General features: G+C 64.3%; 11 protein-coding genes. 5 read left to right on the plus strand and 6 right to left on the minus strand.

Annotated elements, in window-relative coordinates:
• Positions 1–145: 145 nt before the first annotated feature.
• Positions 146–1,432, minus strand: coding sequence for a cystathionine gamma-synthase family protein (locus DDF70_RS15230; RefSeq protein ID WP_114945709.1), 1,287 nt, complete (start codon positions 1,430–1,432; stop codon positions 146–148).
• A gap of 109 nt (positions 1,433–1,541) precedes the next feature.
• Here DDF70_RS15230 and DDF70_RS15235 point away from each other — a divergent pair, with 109 nt between their 5' ends.
• Together DDF70_RS15235 and DDF70_RS15240 are read left to right on the plus strand one after the other, a co-directional pair.
• On the plus strand, positions 1,542–2,390 hold the full coding sequence (locus tag DDF70_RS15235) for an AAA family ATPase (protein ID WP_114945710.1): 849 nt from the start codon (positions 1,542–1,544) through the stop codon (positions 2,388–2,390).
• Positions 2,390–2,914 (plus strand): SixA phosphatase family protein, encoded by a 525-nt coding sequence (locus tag DDF70_RS15240; protein ID WP_114945711.1) that lies wholly within the window; start codon positions 2,390–2,392, stop codon positions 2,912–2,914. Before DDF70_RS15235 ends, DDF70_RS15240 begins: the two co-directional genes overlap by 1 nt.
• Here DDF70_RS15240 and DDF70_RS15245 read toward each other — a convergent pair.
• From DDF70_RS15245 to DDF70_RS15260, 4 genes are all read right to left on the minus strand, one after another.
• Complete coding sequence (locus DDF70_RS15245) at positions 2,911–3,435, minus strand: GNAT family N-acetyltransferase (RefSeq protein ID WP_114945712.1); 525 nt, start codon at positions 3,433–3,435, stop codon at positions 2,911–2,913. The genes DDF70_RS15240 and DDF70_RS15245 overlap by 4 nt on opposite strands.
• Before the next feature lie 81 nt (positions 3,436–3,516).
• A complete protein-coding gene (locus DDF70_RS15250; protein WP_114945713.1) occupies positions 3,517–4,953 on the minus strand; it encodes a M20 family metallopeptidase in 1,437 nt (478 codons plus the stop codon).
• Positions 4,954–5,257: 304 nt separating this feature from the next.
• On the minus strand, positions 5,258–7,111 hold the full coding sequence (locus DDF70_RS15255; RefSeq protein ID WP_114945714.1) for an ABC transporter ATP-binding protein: 1,854 nt from the start codon (positions 7,109–7,111) through the stop codon (positions 5,258–5,260).
• Positions 7,112–7,267: 156 nt separating this feature from the next.
• Positions 7,268–8,812 carry a helicase HerA domain-containing protein gene (locus tag DDF70_RS15260; RefSeq protein WP_114945715.1) on the minus strand — a complete coding sequence of 515 codons (1,545 nt, stop codon included), beginning with the start codon at positions 8,810–8,812 and terminating at the stop codon, positions 7,268–7,270.
• A gap of 202 nt (positions 8,813–9,014) precedes the next feature.
• Here DDF70_RS15260 and DDF70_RS15265 point away from each other — a divergent pair, with 202 nt between their 5' ends.
• Positions 9,015–9,263: a hypothetical protein gene (locus DDF70_RS15265; RefSeq protein ID WP_114945716.1), complete on the plus strand. Its 249-nt coding sequence runs from the start codon at positions 9,015–9,017 to the stop codon at positions 9,261–9,263.
• A 10-nt stretch (positions 9,264–9,273) separates the two neighbouring features.
• On the opposite strand, the gene DDF70_RS15270 is transcribed toward DDF70_RS15265, so the two are convergent.
• Entirely contained in the window at positions 9,274–10,785 is a 1,512-nt protein-coding gene (locus tag DDF70_RS15270) for an MDR family MFS transporter (RefSeq protein WP_114945717.1), read from the minus strand.
• 255 nt (positions 10,786–11,040) lie between these two features.
• Here DDF70_RS15270 and DDF70_RS15275 point away from each other — a divergent pair, with 255 nt between their 5' ends.
• Both DDF70_RS15275 and DDF70_RS15280 read left to right on the plus strand, forming a co-directional pair.
• Positions 11,041–12,084 carry a hypothetical protein gene (locus DDF70_RS15275; protein ID WP_114945718.1) on the plus strand — a complete coding sequence of 348 codons (1,044 nt, stop codon included), beginning with the start codon at positions 11,041–11,043 and terminating at the stop codon, positions 12,082–12,084.
• Positions 12,085–12,212: 128 nt separating this feature from the next.
• Positions 12,213–14,915, plus strand: a complete 2,703-nt coding sequence (locus DDF70_RS15280) for a beta strand repeat-containing protein (RefSeq protein WP_162820423.1) — start codon at positions 12,213–12,215, stop codon at positions 14,913–14,915.
• The last annotated feature ends 109 nt before the right edge of the window (positions 14,916–15,024 follow it).

A 15,024-nucleotide genomic window follows, 5' to 3' on the forward strand; every position in this document is an offset into this window, starting at 1 on the left:
CATCACCGGCCTCGTGCCGGTGATCTCGATTGAAAAGGCACGGCGCCTTATTGAATCGGGATGGCCGGGACAGGCCCGGCCATGACGTGGTGTGTTTCATTCTCGACCGCCGTGAGGCCGAGAATGACACGTGAGGCCCGACGTTCTAACCCAACGTCGACAGCGCCTGCGCCAGATCCGCCACCAGATCGTCCGGATGCTCGATGCCGATGGAGACGCGGATGGTGGCGTCGGAAACGCCGAGACGGTCGCGGGTTGCCTTCGGCACGCCGGAATGGGTCGTGGAGGCCGGGTGCGAGATCAGCGATTCCGTACCGCCCAGGCTCACGGCCAGCTTGAAGACCTGGAGGGCGTTGAGCACCCGGAAGGCCTCGGCCTCGCCGCCCTTGACGTCGAAGGAGAAGGTGGAGCCGGGCGCGTCGGACTGCGCCTCGTAAACCGCCTTCGCCCGCGAGCCTTCCGGCAGGTAGGCGAGGTGGTGCACCTTCACCACGCTCGGGTGCTCATGCAGGAACTTGGCGACGATCTCCGCATTGCTGTTCGCCGCGTTCATGCGCAGAGCCAGCGTTTCGAGGGAGCGGCCGAGCATCCAGCAGGAATGGGGGTCGAGCTGGGTGCCGATGGCCGAGCGCAGCAGGCGCACGGTCTTCATCAGCTCCTTCGATCCGAGCGCCGCGCCGGCGATCAGGTCCGAGTGGCCGCCAACATATTTGGTCAGCGAGTAGACCGAGATGTCGGCCCCGTCCTTGAGGGGTTTCTGAAAGAGGGGACCAAGCAGGGTGTTGTCGCAGACGATCACCGGGCGGTGGCCCTGGGCTTGGCCGATCTCGTCCGCGATCCTCTTGATCAGGGCGATGTCCACCAAGGTGTTGAGCGGATTGGAGGGCGTTTCGATCATGATGACCGAGACGCGGCCCTTTCCTTGAGCCTCCTTGGCAGCCGCCCTGATGCCGGCCTCGTCCACGCCGTCACCGAAGCCGACCGCCCCGATGTTCATGTTGGCGAGCGTCTTGGCGATCAGGGTCTCGGTGCCGCCGTACAGGGGCTGCGAGTGGAGGACCACGTCGCCCGGCCGGGCGAAGGCCAGAATGGTCGTCGCGATGGCCGACATGCCGGAGGAGAACAGGAGGCCGGCCTCCGCCTCCTCGAAGACCGCGAGCCGGTCCTCGACGATTTCGGAATTGGGATGATTGAACCGGGAATAGACGAGGCCCGCGGCCTCGCCCTGCGGCGGCTCGCGGCGGCCGGCCACGTAATCGAAGAATTCCTTGCCGTGCTCGGCGCTGTTGAACACGAAGGTGGACGTCAGGAACACCGGCGGCTTGACCGCCCCTTCCGACAGGGTCGGATCGTATCCGTAGCCCAGCATCAGGGTTTCGGGGTGCAGCTTGTGATTTCCGATTCGGTCCTTGTGATAGCGATTGTAAGCCATAGGTCATTATCCTCCCGGTTTGTTTGTCATGGACTTACCTTATGAGGACGATTGCCGAAAGGTAGGATCAGGCCATAGGTTCGGGGTCGTTGGAAGGAACGGTGGAAGAATGGCGCGTTTTGCCGGAACGGAATCGTATGTGGCGACCGAGGATCTCACGGTGGCCGTCAATGCCGCCATCACCCTGGAGCGGCCGCTTCTGGTGAAGGGCGAGCCCGGCACGGGCAAATCCGTTCTGGCGGAAGAGATCGCCAAGAGCCTGAACGCCCCGCTCCTGACCTGGCACATCAAGTCGACCACCAAGGCCCAGCAGGGACTTTACGAGTACGACGCCGTTTCGCGCCTGCGCGACAGCCAGCTCGGCGATCCGCGCGTGTCGGACATCCGCCACTACATCAAGCGCGGCAAGCTGTGGGAGGCTTTCGCCTCCGAGGTGCGGCCCGTGCTGCTGATCGACGAGATCGACAAGGCCGACATCGAGTTCCCGAACGACCTGCTGCTGGAACTCGACCGCATGGAGTTCTTCGTCTACGAGACGGGCGAGACGGTGAAGGCGGCCCAACGTCCCATCGTCATCATCACGTCGAACAACGAGAAGGAACTGCCGGACGCCTTCCTGCGCCGCTGCTTTTTCCACTACATCAAGTTCCCGGATGCCGAGACCATGGCCCGGATCGTCGAGGTGCATTACCCCGGCATCAAGCACCGGCTGGTCGAGGAGGCGCTGAAGATCTTCTTCGATGTGAGGGAGGTTCCCGGGCTGCGTAAGAAGCCCTCGACCTCGGAGCTGCTCGACTGGCTCAAGCTCCTGCTCTCGGAGGATATCGGTCCCGAGCAGCTGCGGGAGCGCGACACCCGCAAGCTGATTCCACCGCTCCATGGGGCGCTGCTGAAGAACGAGCAGGATGTGAGCCTGTTCGAGAAGCTTGCTTTCATCGCCAGACGGGAAGGCCGCTGATGCTTCGTCTCCTGCTTCTCCGCCATGCCAAAGCCGCCTGGCCTTCGGGCACGCTGGACCTCGACCGGCCCCTCGCCAAGCGGGGGCAGGAAGCCTCCCTCGTCATGGGAGGCTACCTGAAGAGCGAACGGCTCGAGCCGGATCTCGTCGTCGTCTCGCCGGCGCGGCGGACGCAGGAGACCTGGGAGCGGGTCCAGCCGTTCCTCGGCGAGATCGAGATGCGCCGGGACGGGCGGATCTACGAGGCGCCGGTCGGGCGGCTCCTGGACGTCCTGCGCGAGGTGGAGCCCGAAGCCCGCACCCTTCTGCTGATCGGCCACAATCCCGGCTTCGAGGAACTGGCAAAGCTCCTCATCGGGGAAGGCGACATGGACGGGATCCTAAGGCTTGGGCAGAAATACCCGACGGCCGGTCTGGCCGTCATCGATTTCGCCTTGGAGGATTGGGCCGATGTCGGTCACAAATCCGGCAGGCTCGAACGCTTCGTCACGCCGAAATCCCTCGGGAGCGGCGAGGACGATTAGGCTCCTTCAGGCTTCTGAAGGTCCAGGTACAAAAGCTCCTCGTCGTGGAAAACCTCGCCGATGCGGATCGCCTTGTGTTCGATGCCGTAGGGCTTGAAGCCGAGGTCGTGATAGGTCCGCCGTGCCCTCTCGTTCGTGAGGCCGACAGCCGCTTCGAGCATGATCACATGCCGGGAGGCGTGGTCGATCACCTGCCGGACCAGGGCTTTCCCGACGCGCTGTCTGCGCCATTCCGGCGTCACGAAGACGCCCCACATCACGCCCTTGTGCCGGGCCTTCACCCGCTCGTAGACGGCAAAGCCCGCCATGCCGACGAGTGTGTCTGCGGCGAAGGCGCCGAAGATCGCGTTCGGGCCGGATACGGGAATGCGGGCTTGAATTGTCTCCAGAGGCAGCGGCGCCTCTTCCTCGTAGCTGGAGCCGAAGGCTTCCGGGCTGCTCTGCAGGGCCTCCAGCCTCAGGTCCCGATAGGCCGGGGCGTCTGCGGGCCGAAGAGGCCGGATCGAAAAGCTTGCGGACATGAGTTCCGACGGTTCATTGCGGGAGAGCCCTCCATGCCGACGTGATCGGACGGAGAGGAGGGCTCTTATAGATTAGGTAAATCAGGCTGCCTTGGCACGCAGATCGTCGGGCGTCACGTCGTCCGGGATCGGGCAGAGGTAGTCGCGGCCCCCATTGCGCTCCTTCAGCTCCACCTTGGCGCGGGCGATGAGATCGGGATTGCGCAGGCAATCGGCGGCGGTCGCCGCCATGGCCTTGGCGGCCAGCACCATGCCCTTGTGCGCGGCGGGCAGGTTGCCCTGAGTCACGAGCTGCCACGTGTGGAACGGGGTGCCGATCGCAAAGCAGGCCGTGTGACATTGCACTGTCGGCACGATCCAGCTCACGTCGCCCACGTCCGTGGTGCCCATCATTACCGCCTCGCGGACGGGCATGGCGAGCACGCCGTCGTGCAGAACCTTGGTCTTGAGGGAGAGATCGTGCGGCTTGACGCTCGCCAGAATCTCCTCGTCCGTCAGGGCGGCCTTCTGCAGCTTCTGAGCGAAGGCGAAATCATCCGCGTCGAAATCGGGCGGGCCGAGGCGGCGCATGTTCTCGTACATGGCTTCCTGCAGCGCCTTGTTGGGCAGCACGTTGGAGGTGGCATCCGTGATCTGCACCGTGACGGTGGTCTCCGTCATCAGGGCCGCGCCTTCGGCAATCTTCTTCACCCGCTCGAACAGGCGCTCCGTATCGGGCAGATGGGGCGAGCGCACCAGATAGAGCGATTCCGCGAAGGCCTGAACCACGTTCGGCGCATTGCCGCCCGTGTTGGTGGTGGCGTAATGCACGCGCGCATCCGAAGGCATGTGCTCGCGCATGTAGTTCACGCCCACATTCATCAGTTCGACCGCGTCGAGCGCGGAGCGGCCCACATGCGGCGCCGCCGCCGCATGGGCCGCCCGGCCCCTGAAGCGGAAGTAGGCTTGGATGCAGGCGAGAGACGAGCTGGTCTGGACCTCGTTCACCACGCTCGGATGCCAGCAGAAGGCGGCATCGAGATCGTGGAACAGGCCGGCGCGGGCCATGAAGGTCTTGCCCGAGCCGCTCTCCTCCGCCGGGCAGCCGTAATAGCGCACGGTTCCGGCAATCCCCTCGGCCTCGAGCGCGTCCTTGAGGGCGACGGCCGCCAGCGCGGAACCCGCTCCCAGCAGATTGTGGCCGCAGCCGTGCCCCGGCGTCCCCGTCACGGTCGGACGGTGCTCGGTGAGGCCGGATTCCTGCGCCAGATCGGGCAGGGCATCGAACTCGCCGAGGATGCCGACAACGGGGCCGCCCTTGCCGAACTCCGCGATAAAGGCTGTCGCCATGCCGCCGACGTTCTTCGTGATGCGAAATCCCTCGCGCTCCAGCACGGCGATCTGCTCCCGGACGGCGCGATGCTCCTCGAAGGCCAGCTCCGGCGTGGCCCAGATGCGGTCGCTCAAATCGCAATAATCTTGTGCCTTGGCATCCACATGGAGGGCGATGGCCTCAAGGCTCAATCGGTCGTTATGCATAATGTTATCTTATCTCAAAAATGGGACCGGCGCGAACCCTATCAGGTTCGTGCCGATAGGGAAGGGAGGGGACGTTCATCTTTAGCGGGGCAGGCGAGGCGGAATGGCATCGCTCTTCTCTCGCGATCATCCTGCTTATCTGACCACCTTTCACGTCATCACCGGCCTTGTGCCGGTGATCCCGATTGCTAAAAGCGCCGCGCCTCACCGGATCGGGATGGCCGGGACAAGCCCGGCCATGACGGTGGAGGTCGTCTCATGCCGGGAGCGAAACTTCATCGGCCGATGCGATGCGAACGATCCTCTAAACCGCCTCGTCCGCCACGCCCCTGCGCGCCGGGAGAAACCCGCCGGACTGACGCGACCAGAGGCCGGCATAGAGGCCGCCGTTCTCCAGAAGCTCCTCGTGAGTGCCCTCCTCGACGATCCGGGCATCGTCCATCACGATCAGACGGTCCATGAGCTGCAACGTCGACAGGCGGTGGGCGATGGCGATCACCGTCTTGCCCTCCATAAGGGTGGAGAGCGATTCCTGGATCGCGGCCTCCACCTCCGAATCCAGGGCCGAGGTCGCCTCGTCCAGGATCAGGATCGGCGCGTCCTTCAGGATCACGCGGGCGATGGCGATGCGCTGGCGCTGGCCGCCGGAGAGTTTCACGCCGCGCTCGCCCACATGGGCGTCGAAGCCGCGCCGCCCGCGCCCGTCGACGAGACGCTCGATGAACTCGATCGCATGGGCCTGACGCGCCGCCTTGCGCATGGCTTCCTCACCCGCAGAAGGCCGCCCGTAGAGAATGTTCTCCCGGATGGAACGGTGCAGCAGCGACGTATCCTGCGTCACCACCGAGATCTGCGAGCGCAGGCTTTCCTCCCGCACATCGGCGATGTCCTGTCCGTCGATCATGATCCGACCGTCCTGGGGTTCGAAGAAGCGCAGGAGCAGGTTCACGAGCGTCGTCTTGCCGACACCGGAGCGCCCGACGAGGCCGATCTTCTCGCCGGGGCGGATGGTGAGGTTCAACCGGTCAAGGACCTTGTCGCCGTCGCCGTACGAGAAGCCGATGCGATCGAAGCGGATTTCGCCGCGGGTCACCGTCAATGGTCTGGCGGTCGGCTTGTCCTGCATGGTCAGAGGCCGCGAGATCGTCTTCATGCCTTCCTGCACCGTGCCGACATTCTCGAAGATGCCCATGACCTCGAAGGCCACCCAACCGGACATGGATACGATCTGGGTCGAGAGCAGCAGGGCGGTGGTCATGGTGCCCGCATCGATACGGTTCGCGCTGAAGAGCCACACGGCCATGGCGCCCGTCGAGACCAGGAAGATGGCGTTCAAAAAGGTGAGGCCGGCCACATAGAGCGTATTGATGCGCTGCTGGCTCATGAAGGCATCGTTGAGCCAGCGGTAGCCCTCGCTGATGTATTCGTCCTCGTCCTTGCGGCGTCCGAACAGCTTGACCGTCATGATGTTGGTGAAGCTGTCCACCACCTTGCCGGTCACGGCCGAGCGCGCCTCGCTCGATGTGCGGGAGCGCTTCTGGATGCGCGGCAGGGCGACAGCGAGCAGGGTTGCGTAAAGGATGAACCATCCTGTCATCGGCAGGGCGAGCCGCCAGTCCTGCGTGCCGAGAAGCCCGATGGAGGCTGCGCCGAAGATCAGGATCTGCCAGACGGCGCGGGCCACCGACAGGATCGTCTCACGCAAGGGGCGCCCCGTCTGCAGCACCCGGTTGGCGATGCGGCCCGCAAAATCCTCCTGAAAGAAGCCCAGGGGCTGGCGCACCACATGCCAATAGTTCTGCCAGTGGACCATGGTGGTGAAGGAGACCGCCAGGGAATGGTTGACCAAAAGCCGGAACAGGATCGTCCCGACCGGCCGCACCACGAGGATGATCGTCCCCATGGCGATCAGCAGCGGCCCGGCCTCATGGAAGATGCCTTCGGGCGAGGTATGCGAGATCGCATTGACCAGACGGCCGATGAGCCAGGGCACGAGCGCCTCGACCACGGCGAGCACGAAGCCCAGCGCGAACAGGGCCACGAAGAGCCCCTTCGCCTGGGCGATGAAGTGCCAGTAGAACCCCCAGAGATTGTCCGGCGGCGATTCCTCCGGAGGAGGCCTGGTGAAGTCGATCCGGGTCTCGAAGAAGCGGAACATCGGTGCATCTCGGCGGCTTTGGCCCGAATCAACGGGACCAACGGGGCGCAATGATGCAATGATCTTTGTCCGCGGGGTGACGAATGACTGACAAATTAATTGATGAGTGACATCACAAGGCGTCTGTCACTTCGAAAAAAAAGCGCGATCGGGCCCTTACCCCATCGCAAACAGGTCCCGCGTCTCCGGTGCCTGCGGCTCCTCGAAGGCGTTCGGGTCGCCAGGGCCGGTTTCCCAGCCGAGATCGGGGAGCGCGATGATGCGCAGGCCGCGCGGGTCGTTACGGGTCACGACGATGTTGCGGCTTTCCATATAGGCGATGAGGCGCCGGGCACGGCCGGGCGAGCGGCTGCCGCAGGCGCGGGCGATCTCGCCGTCGGGCGGGCAGGGTGTGCCTTCCATGGCCGCGCGGGCGATGAGCAGGAACACGCCCTGGATGTCCTCCGCCAGATCGGCCGCGAAGGCGACCGCTCTGTCCCATTCGGAGCCTTCGGCGGTCGCGGTGTCGACGCCCGCGCGGGCGACAGCCAGACGGCGGCGGAAGGCGTTGAGATTGAGCGGCTCGCCGGAGACGCGGCGGATACGGCAGCGGACGAGGAAGTCCTGATACAGAACGGCCACCGAGCGGAAGGCGGCTTCCGGATCGTCCAGGATCTCGCGCAGGATCACATCGAGGGCGGCGTCGCGCTCGGCCTTGGACTGGTCGGTTTCCTCCGCCTGAGGCTCCGGCGCGGCGGCGGGTCTCGTGCGGGCGAGCTGGGCCAGGAGATCGTTCGTGGAAGGCGCCGGCGGTGGTGGGGGCGCGCGGCGGGGCATGACCGGGCGGGCGGCAATCTCGTCCTCGCCGGCCTTGAAGATGAGGTCGCGGGCCTCTTCCTTCGGCTGCTCCGGCAGGGGCATGAGCTTGAAGGTGCCGCTGCGGGTCGAGGTCTCGACCGCGCCGATGCGGATCGGCAGCGGGCGGCGCGACAGGGCGGGGCCAAGAGCGACGAAATGGCCGCGTTCGAGGTCCCGGAACATCTCGGCCTGGCGGCGCTCCATGCCCAGGAGATCGGCCGCGCGGGCCATGTCGATGTCGAGGAAGGTGCGGCCCATGAGGAAGTTGGAGGCCTCCGCCGCCACGTTCTTGGCGAGCTTCGCGAGGCGCTGGGTGGCGATGATGCCGGCCAATCCGCGCTTTCGGCCACGGCACATGAGGTTGGTCATGGCGCCGAGGGACACTTTTCGCGCCTCGTCCGAGACATCGCCTGCGGCGGCGGGGGCGAAGAGCTGCGCCTCGTCCACCACCACGAGCATGGGATACCAGTAATCGCGCTCCGCATCGAAGAGGCCGCCCAGGAAGGCGGCCGCGCAGCGCATCTGCGCTTCGGCGTCGAGGCCTTCCAGGCTCAGGACCACGGAGACCCGGTGCTGGCGCACGCGGGCGGCGATGCGCTGAAGGTCGCCTTCGCTGCGGGACGCATCCACGACCACATGACCGAACTTGTCGGCCAGGGTGACGAAATCGCCTTCAGGGTCGATGATGGCCTGCTGGACGAGGTTGGCGCTCTGCTCGAGAAGGCGGCGCAGGAGATGCGACTTGCCGGAACCGGAATTGCCCTGGACGAGCAGACGCGTCGCCAGAAGCTCTTCCAGGTCGAGCAACGCCGATTGTCCCCCCGGGGCGGAGGACGCCAATCCCATGTCGATGCCGACCTTCATCAGCCTCCCTCTTGCGATACTCCGAAACGATCGGGCACGGTCCTAACACGGCAAGGCTTAAGGAAGTGCCGGGGAACGTGCAGTCCTCCACAGGCGAAATGGACTTTCCCCAGCCATGACGCCGCAGGTTCAGCGAAACCGGGGCGCGTCAGGGCCATTAACTTTCAGGAGACCCGCCGACCGTCGATGAAGGAGAGGATCGATGCCCGTCGAGCCTTCCGTCCGGCCTGCCTTCCATGTCCTCCCGGCCATATCGGGCGAGGGAGGAGCGCCGAGGATCCTCAAGGTTGCGGCTGGGCGCTCAGCCATCGAGCAGGACCCCAATGCGCCCATGCTCCCGCCGGCCGGAGCGTCGCGGGCCGATGCGGTCTTTACGACTGTGGGCACGATCCTTCTGCTGATTCTCGCCGGTTCGCTCCTCTGGACGCTTCTTCGCCAGAATCGGCGATGAGAGAAGACGCTCAGTCGGCGACCGCCGCCTCGGCGGCCTTGACCGCGCTGCCGCGCAGGGGGCGCTCCTCGAGGGCGAGCAGAAACGCGAGCGAGAGCCCGAACCCGACGACGGCGGCCATGAACACGTAGCTGAACACATCGCCCAGGTCGACGCCGCTCTGGGCCGCAACCGCGCCCAGGGACTCGAAGCTCGTGGCTCCGCCCAGGCCCGAGGCGCCGAGCACGATGGCGCCGAAGATCGCCACGATGAAGGCGCCGCCGAGCGAGCGGAAGAAATTGGCCGTGCCCGTCGCGGTCCCCATCTGATGGGGCGCGACCGCGTTCTGGGTCGTCACCATGGTGACGGGCAGGACGGTGCCCAGGCCGACGCTGATCACGGCCAGGATGATCTCCACGGTCACGATGGACAGGGACTGGCCATAGATTGCAAGCACGCCCGTCGTCGCCATGGCCACGATGAGGCCAACCGTCGGAAGCCGCTTGTAGTGCTTCACCTTCGCCATGCTGCGGCCCGACATCGTCGCGCCGACCACGGTTCCGGCCATGAGCGGGATGAGAGCAAGACCGGACAGGCTCGCGGAGAGGCCGCGCACGGCTTCGAAATAGACAGGCAGGTAGATGGTGAGGCCGATATAGGTGCCCATGCCGAAACAGGCGGCGAGCACGGCCATGCGCACCACGGAGTTGTGAAGCACTCCGGGCGGGATCAACGGTTCCGGCGCCAGGCGCATGCGAACCGCGAACAACACCCAGAGCGCCGCGGAGGCGGCGAAGAGCCCGAGGATCGGCAGGGAGGCCCAGGGGTAGCGCAGCCCGCCCCAGCTCAGGGCCAGGAGCAGCGCGACGGTCGCGGCCACGAGGAGAAGCGCGCCGAGCACGTCGAGTCGATGCGGGCGCTCGAAGCGGGGAAGCTTCTTCAGGGAATGGAACGCGATGGTCAGCGCCAGGAGACCGAGCGGCAGATTGATCCAGAAAATCACCGACCAGTGCAGATGCTGGGCGAAGAAGCCGCCCAGGACCGGCCCGAGCAGGCTCGACGTCATGAACACGCTGGCGAAATAGACCTGATAGCGTCCCCGTTCGCGCGGCGCGACGATGTCGGCGATGATGGTCTGAGCCAGCGCGATCAATCCGCCGCCGCCGATGCCCTGCAGGCCGCGCGCCAGGATGAGGACGATCATGTTGGGCGCGAGCGCGCACGCGATGGAGCCGATGATGAAGATCACGATGCCGATCAGCATGGTGACGCGCCGGCCATAGGAATCGCTGAACTTGCCGTAGAGCGGGGTCACGGCCGTGGAGGTCAGCAGATACACCGTCACGATCCAGGGCAGGTGCTCCAGGTCGCCGAGCTCGCGCCCGATGGTCGGGAGGGCCGTCGCGATGATGGTCTGGTCGAGAGCCGCCAGGAACATCGACAGCATGACGCCGAGAATGATCGTGCGGATTTCGGCATGGCTCAGGGTGGGTGCCGGGTTGTCCCGCACGCTCTCGTTCGGTGGTTGATCCATTGTGTCCATCGCGTTCCGGGAACACCCATCTAGAGGAGAATAGAGAATTCTGTCCGGACTTCTGCTGCAAGTCAGATATGCCCTGAGATCACGTTCGTTCCATAGTCGGGATTGATCGCCGGATTCGCGGAGGAGTTCCGTCAGCCTGCGTGCCATCCGTCCGGGAAAAACACCGCCGGGCCTTGAGACTGAACCTCGCGGCTCCATCATCGTTCTTCCTGAAAGCCTTTCCATCGTCTTCGGCCGGAGCGGGGGCCGATCATCATGACGCCACAGACGATTCTGATGCTCGCCCTTGCTCTGGGCAGCCTGCTGCCGGGTGATGTCCGCGAGGCGAGCGAGGCCGCGTCGCAATCCGGCCAGGACACCCAGGCTCTCCAGGCGCGCTACGAGCCGGCCACCCGCGAGGTGACCAACTGGCGTCGTGAGGCCATGGGCGCCTTGGAGCCGAAGCCCGTCGTCGCCATGGTGGCCTTGTTCAAGGCCGAGCGGCCTTTCGTGACCCGCTGCGTGAAGCTCAACAATTACTGGTGCATCAAGAGTGCCCGCTGGAACGGCGAGCTCGCGACCGACAATGAGGGCCATGTGGGTTTCGCTTCGGCCGATCACGGGGCCGATGCCGCCGCCATCCTGCTGCGGCGCTATTATCTCGAGTTCAACCGCAAATCCGCTCTCGACATCGTCCGCCGCTGGGCCCCGGCCGAGTGCAACGTCGCCACCAGCCTCGGGGACATCGCGTTGCTGGCAGTGAGGGGCATCGGCGGGACCGTGCGGGCGCAATATCTTGCCTCTCGCCGCAAGCAGGGCGGGGCCGTGCGCTACACGGCCAAAGCCGGTCCGGGCGGGAAACCGGGCCGCGTTTCCGTGGTGATCCCGATAGCTCCGAAGACCCCGCAATACCGGGTGCCGAGCATCGCCGAGGGCATGGGCGAGAAGCCGAAGCCGTCCCCGCCACCGGCCGCCGTTGTCCGCCGCAAACCCGCCAGGGAACTGGCGATCACCGCCTCGGCGGCTCCCAAGCCTATCCCGAAGGTTCAGGTGGCGTCCGCCTGCCCGTCCGAGGACCAGCGCCACCGCAACTACGCGAGCCGCATGGTCGAAGGTTTAGGTCTTGGTCCCAATGACGACCTCAAACTCTTCGCCCAGGACGGAGCGCCCCAACCGAACCTGACCCACGTGATGCTCGCCATGTCGGCCTTCGAGCTGGGGACCTTGCGCGCGAGCCCCGATCTGGTCGAGGAGGCCGTTCAGCGTGCCATCAAACGCATCGAGGCTAGCGCGCGGACGGGCCAGACGCGGGAGCAATAGGGCGGCGCCGCCCTGACGGACGACTCCAAAGCTTCGCCGCCCGGGATTGTCAACGTTATTCTATGACACAAAATTGCTACTCGCCAACTGATACGTTACAAAGTTTAACTATAAATTTGGGGGCAATGATGGCGACGTATGATCCGGCGACGAAGACATATACTCTAGAGACCGAGACGGACTACGTCCTCGCGGTAAGCGATGGCAATGCCAATGTGGTCGGGAACGATCAGAACAACACGATCACAGGCAATACCGGCAACAACATCCTCGACGGCGGACAGGGAGCCGATACCCTGCGAGGCGGCATGGGTGACGACACCTATATCCTGTCCGCCGGCAACGATGTCATCGAGGAGGAGACCGCTGATAGCGGAACGGACACGATCGAAAGTCAGTCTTCTGTCGATTTGACGCTCACGGGGCAATCGGCTCTCGCCTTCATCGAGAATGTCGTTCTGACCGGCACTATCGATATCGACGCGATCGGCAACGATCTCGACAATTACCTACTCGGCAACGATGGGGTGAATAGCCTGTCCGGCGGGCGCGGAGACGATGTGCTCGACGGCGGCTTAGGCGAGGATACGCTTGTCGGCGGACTCGGGAATGACACCTATTATGTCGATAGTAATCAAGAGCTGCTGATCGAAGTCTCTGGCGAGGATTCTGGACACGATATCGTCTATGCCTCTGTTTCGTTCGATTTCAATGCCACGGGCCGTGCAAACATTGAGGACCTGATCCTGACGGGCACTGCCAATCTCACCGGGAGCGGTAATGCACTCGACAATAGAATTGTCGGAAATGCAGGGAAGAACTGGCTGTGGGGCCTTGATGGCGACGATAGCCTCGAAGGTGGAGACGGAGCCGACACCCTCGACGGCGGGAACAATGACGACACGCTCGACGGCGGCGCGGGGAACGATGTCCTTGCGGGAGGTGCTGGCAATGATACCTACTATGTCGATTCAGCCGGAGATAACGTCAGCGAACAGCCGGATTCCGGCAATGACACGGTGATTGTCGGCTACGAAGCAGGTACGCTTTACCTCAACCCAAACATTGAAAATGCTGTCCTGACGGTTGCCGGTACTGTGATCGGCACCACAGTCGCGAATAGCCTTACCGGAAGCGCCGGCCAAGACTTCCTGTTTGGTTATGCAGGGAACGATACACTCAATGGCGGAGATGGAAACGATATTCTCGACGGCGGGGCCAATAATGACACTCTCGTCGGCGGCGCTGGAACTGACACCATGCAGGGAGGCGATGGGGACGATGTCTACTACGTCGATACCCTCGACCGTATTTCCGAGCTTGATGGAGGGGGGAACGACAAGGCTTACACCTTGACAGGCTTCAACCTTACGACGCAGGGCGCACGTTATGTTGAGGAACTCTATCTGATCGGCACAGCCAATATCGACGGCACAGGCAGTGACCTTGCTGAAAAACTCTTCGGCAACGACGGCAACAACACGCTCGATGGTCTCGCAGGTAACGACACCCTCGAAGGCGGCAAGGGTGCCGACGTGCTCAAGGGCGGTGCGGGAGCGGACAGCCTCGTCGGCGGCTTAGGCGATGATACCTATGTCATCGATGCCGATGACCATACCTTGAATGGCATCGAGGCCGAAGGCGAAGGCCGCGACACCGTGCAGGTGGATTTCGACGCCTACAAACTTTTCGTCAATTTCGAAGATCTCACCCTCACGGGCTCTGCGAACATCTCCGGCACCGGCAATGCCGTGGCGAATTTCATCCGTGGCAATACCGGCAACAACACACTCATCGGCCTCGAAGGGGACGACTCGCTCATGGGCGGTGCGGGCGCCGACCGGATGGAAGGCGGTGCGGGCAGCGATCTCTACTGGGTCGACAACGCGGGCGACGTGGTCGTCGATTCCGGCGCGGGCTTCGACCGGGTGCTCGCCTCGGTCAGCTACACGCTCGCCGCCAACATTGAATACCTCGCCTTCGAGGGTTCCGGAAACTTCGTCGGGACCGGTAATGACCTCGACAACACCATGTATGGCAATACCGGCGCCAACACGCTCGACGGCGGCGCCGGGCGCGACCAGCTCGATGGCGGCGAGGGCAACGACAAGCTCATCGGCGGGGCAGGCGACGACACGATCACCGATTGGAAGGGCGACGACGTGCTCGATGGCGGTGCCGGCAAGGACGACCTGCGCGGCGGCGTCGGCAATGACAGCTATCTCGTCGACGGGCTCGACATGGTGACGGAACTCGCGGGCGAGGGCACGGACACGGTGACGGCCTCCGCGAGCTTCACGCTCGGATCGCTGGCAGAGGTCGAAATCCTGCTCGCGCAAGCCGGCAAGGCGGCGATCAATCCCACGGGCAACGACATCGCTAATGCGGTCACCGGCAACGACGGCGCCAACCAGCTCAACGGCCAGGGCGGCAACGACGCCCTGAACGGCGGCCTCGGCGGCGACACGATTGCTGGCGGCCTCGGCACGGATGTCCTGACAGGTGGAGCAGGCAAGGACCGTTTCGTGTTCGATACCTTGCCTGATGCCGTCCTGAACGTGGACAGCATCCTCGATTTCAAGGCGGCGGACGATACGATTGCGCTGGAGAATGCCGTCTTCACCAAGCTCGGCAAGAAGGCGGGCGCCCTCAAAGCCTCCATGTTCTATGCCGGCAAGAAGGCGCACGACAAGGACGACCGGATCATCTACGACAAGAAAACCGGATCCCTCTTTTATGATGCCGATGGCACGGGGAAGACCAAGGCGGTCAAGTTCGCGACCGTGAAGAAGGGCGCCTTTCTCGACTATCACGACTTCCTGGTGATCTGATCGTTCCTTTACAGGCACGGTCCACGTCCGAGGCGGCAACGCCTCGGACCGGGCTTGTGAATCGGGAACCGGAGCACCATGTTCCCGTTCACGAACAAGCTTGGCATCA

Source organism: Microvirga calopogonii (assembly GCF_003347665.1).
Classification (GTDB): domain Bacteria; phylum Pseudomonadota; class Alphaproteobacteria; order Rhizobiales; family Beijerinckiaceae; genus Microvirga; species Microvirga calopogonii.

What these genes read in the sequence shown, in the direction of transcription:
- DDF70_RS15230 (WP_114945709.1), bottom strand. Translation starts at nt 1,432, where the DNA reads ATGGCTTACAATCGCTATCACAAGGACCGAATCGGAAATCACAAGCTG.
- DDF70_RS15235 (WP_114945710.1), top strand. Translation starts at nt 1,542, where the DNA reads ATGGCGCGTTTTGCCGGAACGGAATCGTATGTGGCGACCGAGGATCTC.
- DDF70_RS15240 (WP_114945711.1), top strand. Translation starts at nt 2,390, where the DNA reads ATGCTTCGTCTCCTGCTTCTCCGCCATGCCAAAGCCGCCTGGCCTTCG.
- DDF70_RS15245 (WP_114945712.1), bottom strand. Translation starts at nt 3,435, where the DNA reads ATGTCCGCAAGCTTTTCGATCCGGCCTCTTCGGCCCGCAGACGCCCCG.
- DDF70_RS15250 (WP_114945713.1), bottom strand. Translation starts at nt 4,953, where the DNA reads ATGCATAACGACCGATTGAGCCTTGAGGCCATCGCCCTCCATGTGGAT.
- DDF70_RS15255 (WP_114945714.1), bottom strand. Translation starts at nt 7,111, where the DNA reads ATGTTCCGCTTCTTCGAGACCCGGATCGACTTCACCAGGCCTCCTCCG.
- DDF70_RS15260 (WP_114945715.1), bottom strand. Translation starts at nt 8,812, where the DNA reads ATGAAGGTCGGCATCGACATGGGATTGGCGTCCTCCGCCCCGGGGGGA.
- DDF70_RS15265 (WP_114945716.1), top strand. Translation starts at nt 9,015, where the DNA reads ATGCCCGTCGAGCCTTCCGTCCGGCCTGCCTTCCATGTCCTCCCGGCC.
- DDF70_RS15270 (WP_114945717.1), bottom strand. Translation starts at nt 10,785, where the DNA reads ATGGACACAATGGATCAACCACCGAACGAGAGCGTGCGGGACAACCCG.
- DDF70_RS15275 (WP_114945718.1), top strand. Translation starts at nt 11,041, where the DNA reads ATGACGCCACAGACGATTCTGATGCTCGCCCTTGCTCTGGGCAGCCTG.
- DDF70_RS15280 (WP_162820423.1), top strand. Translation starts at nt 12,213, where the DNA reads ATGGCGACGTATGATCCGGCGACGAAGACATATACTCTAGAGACCGAG.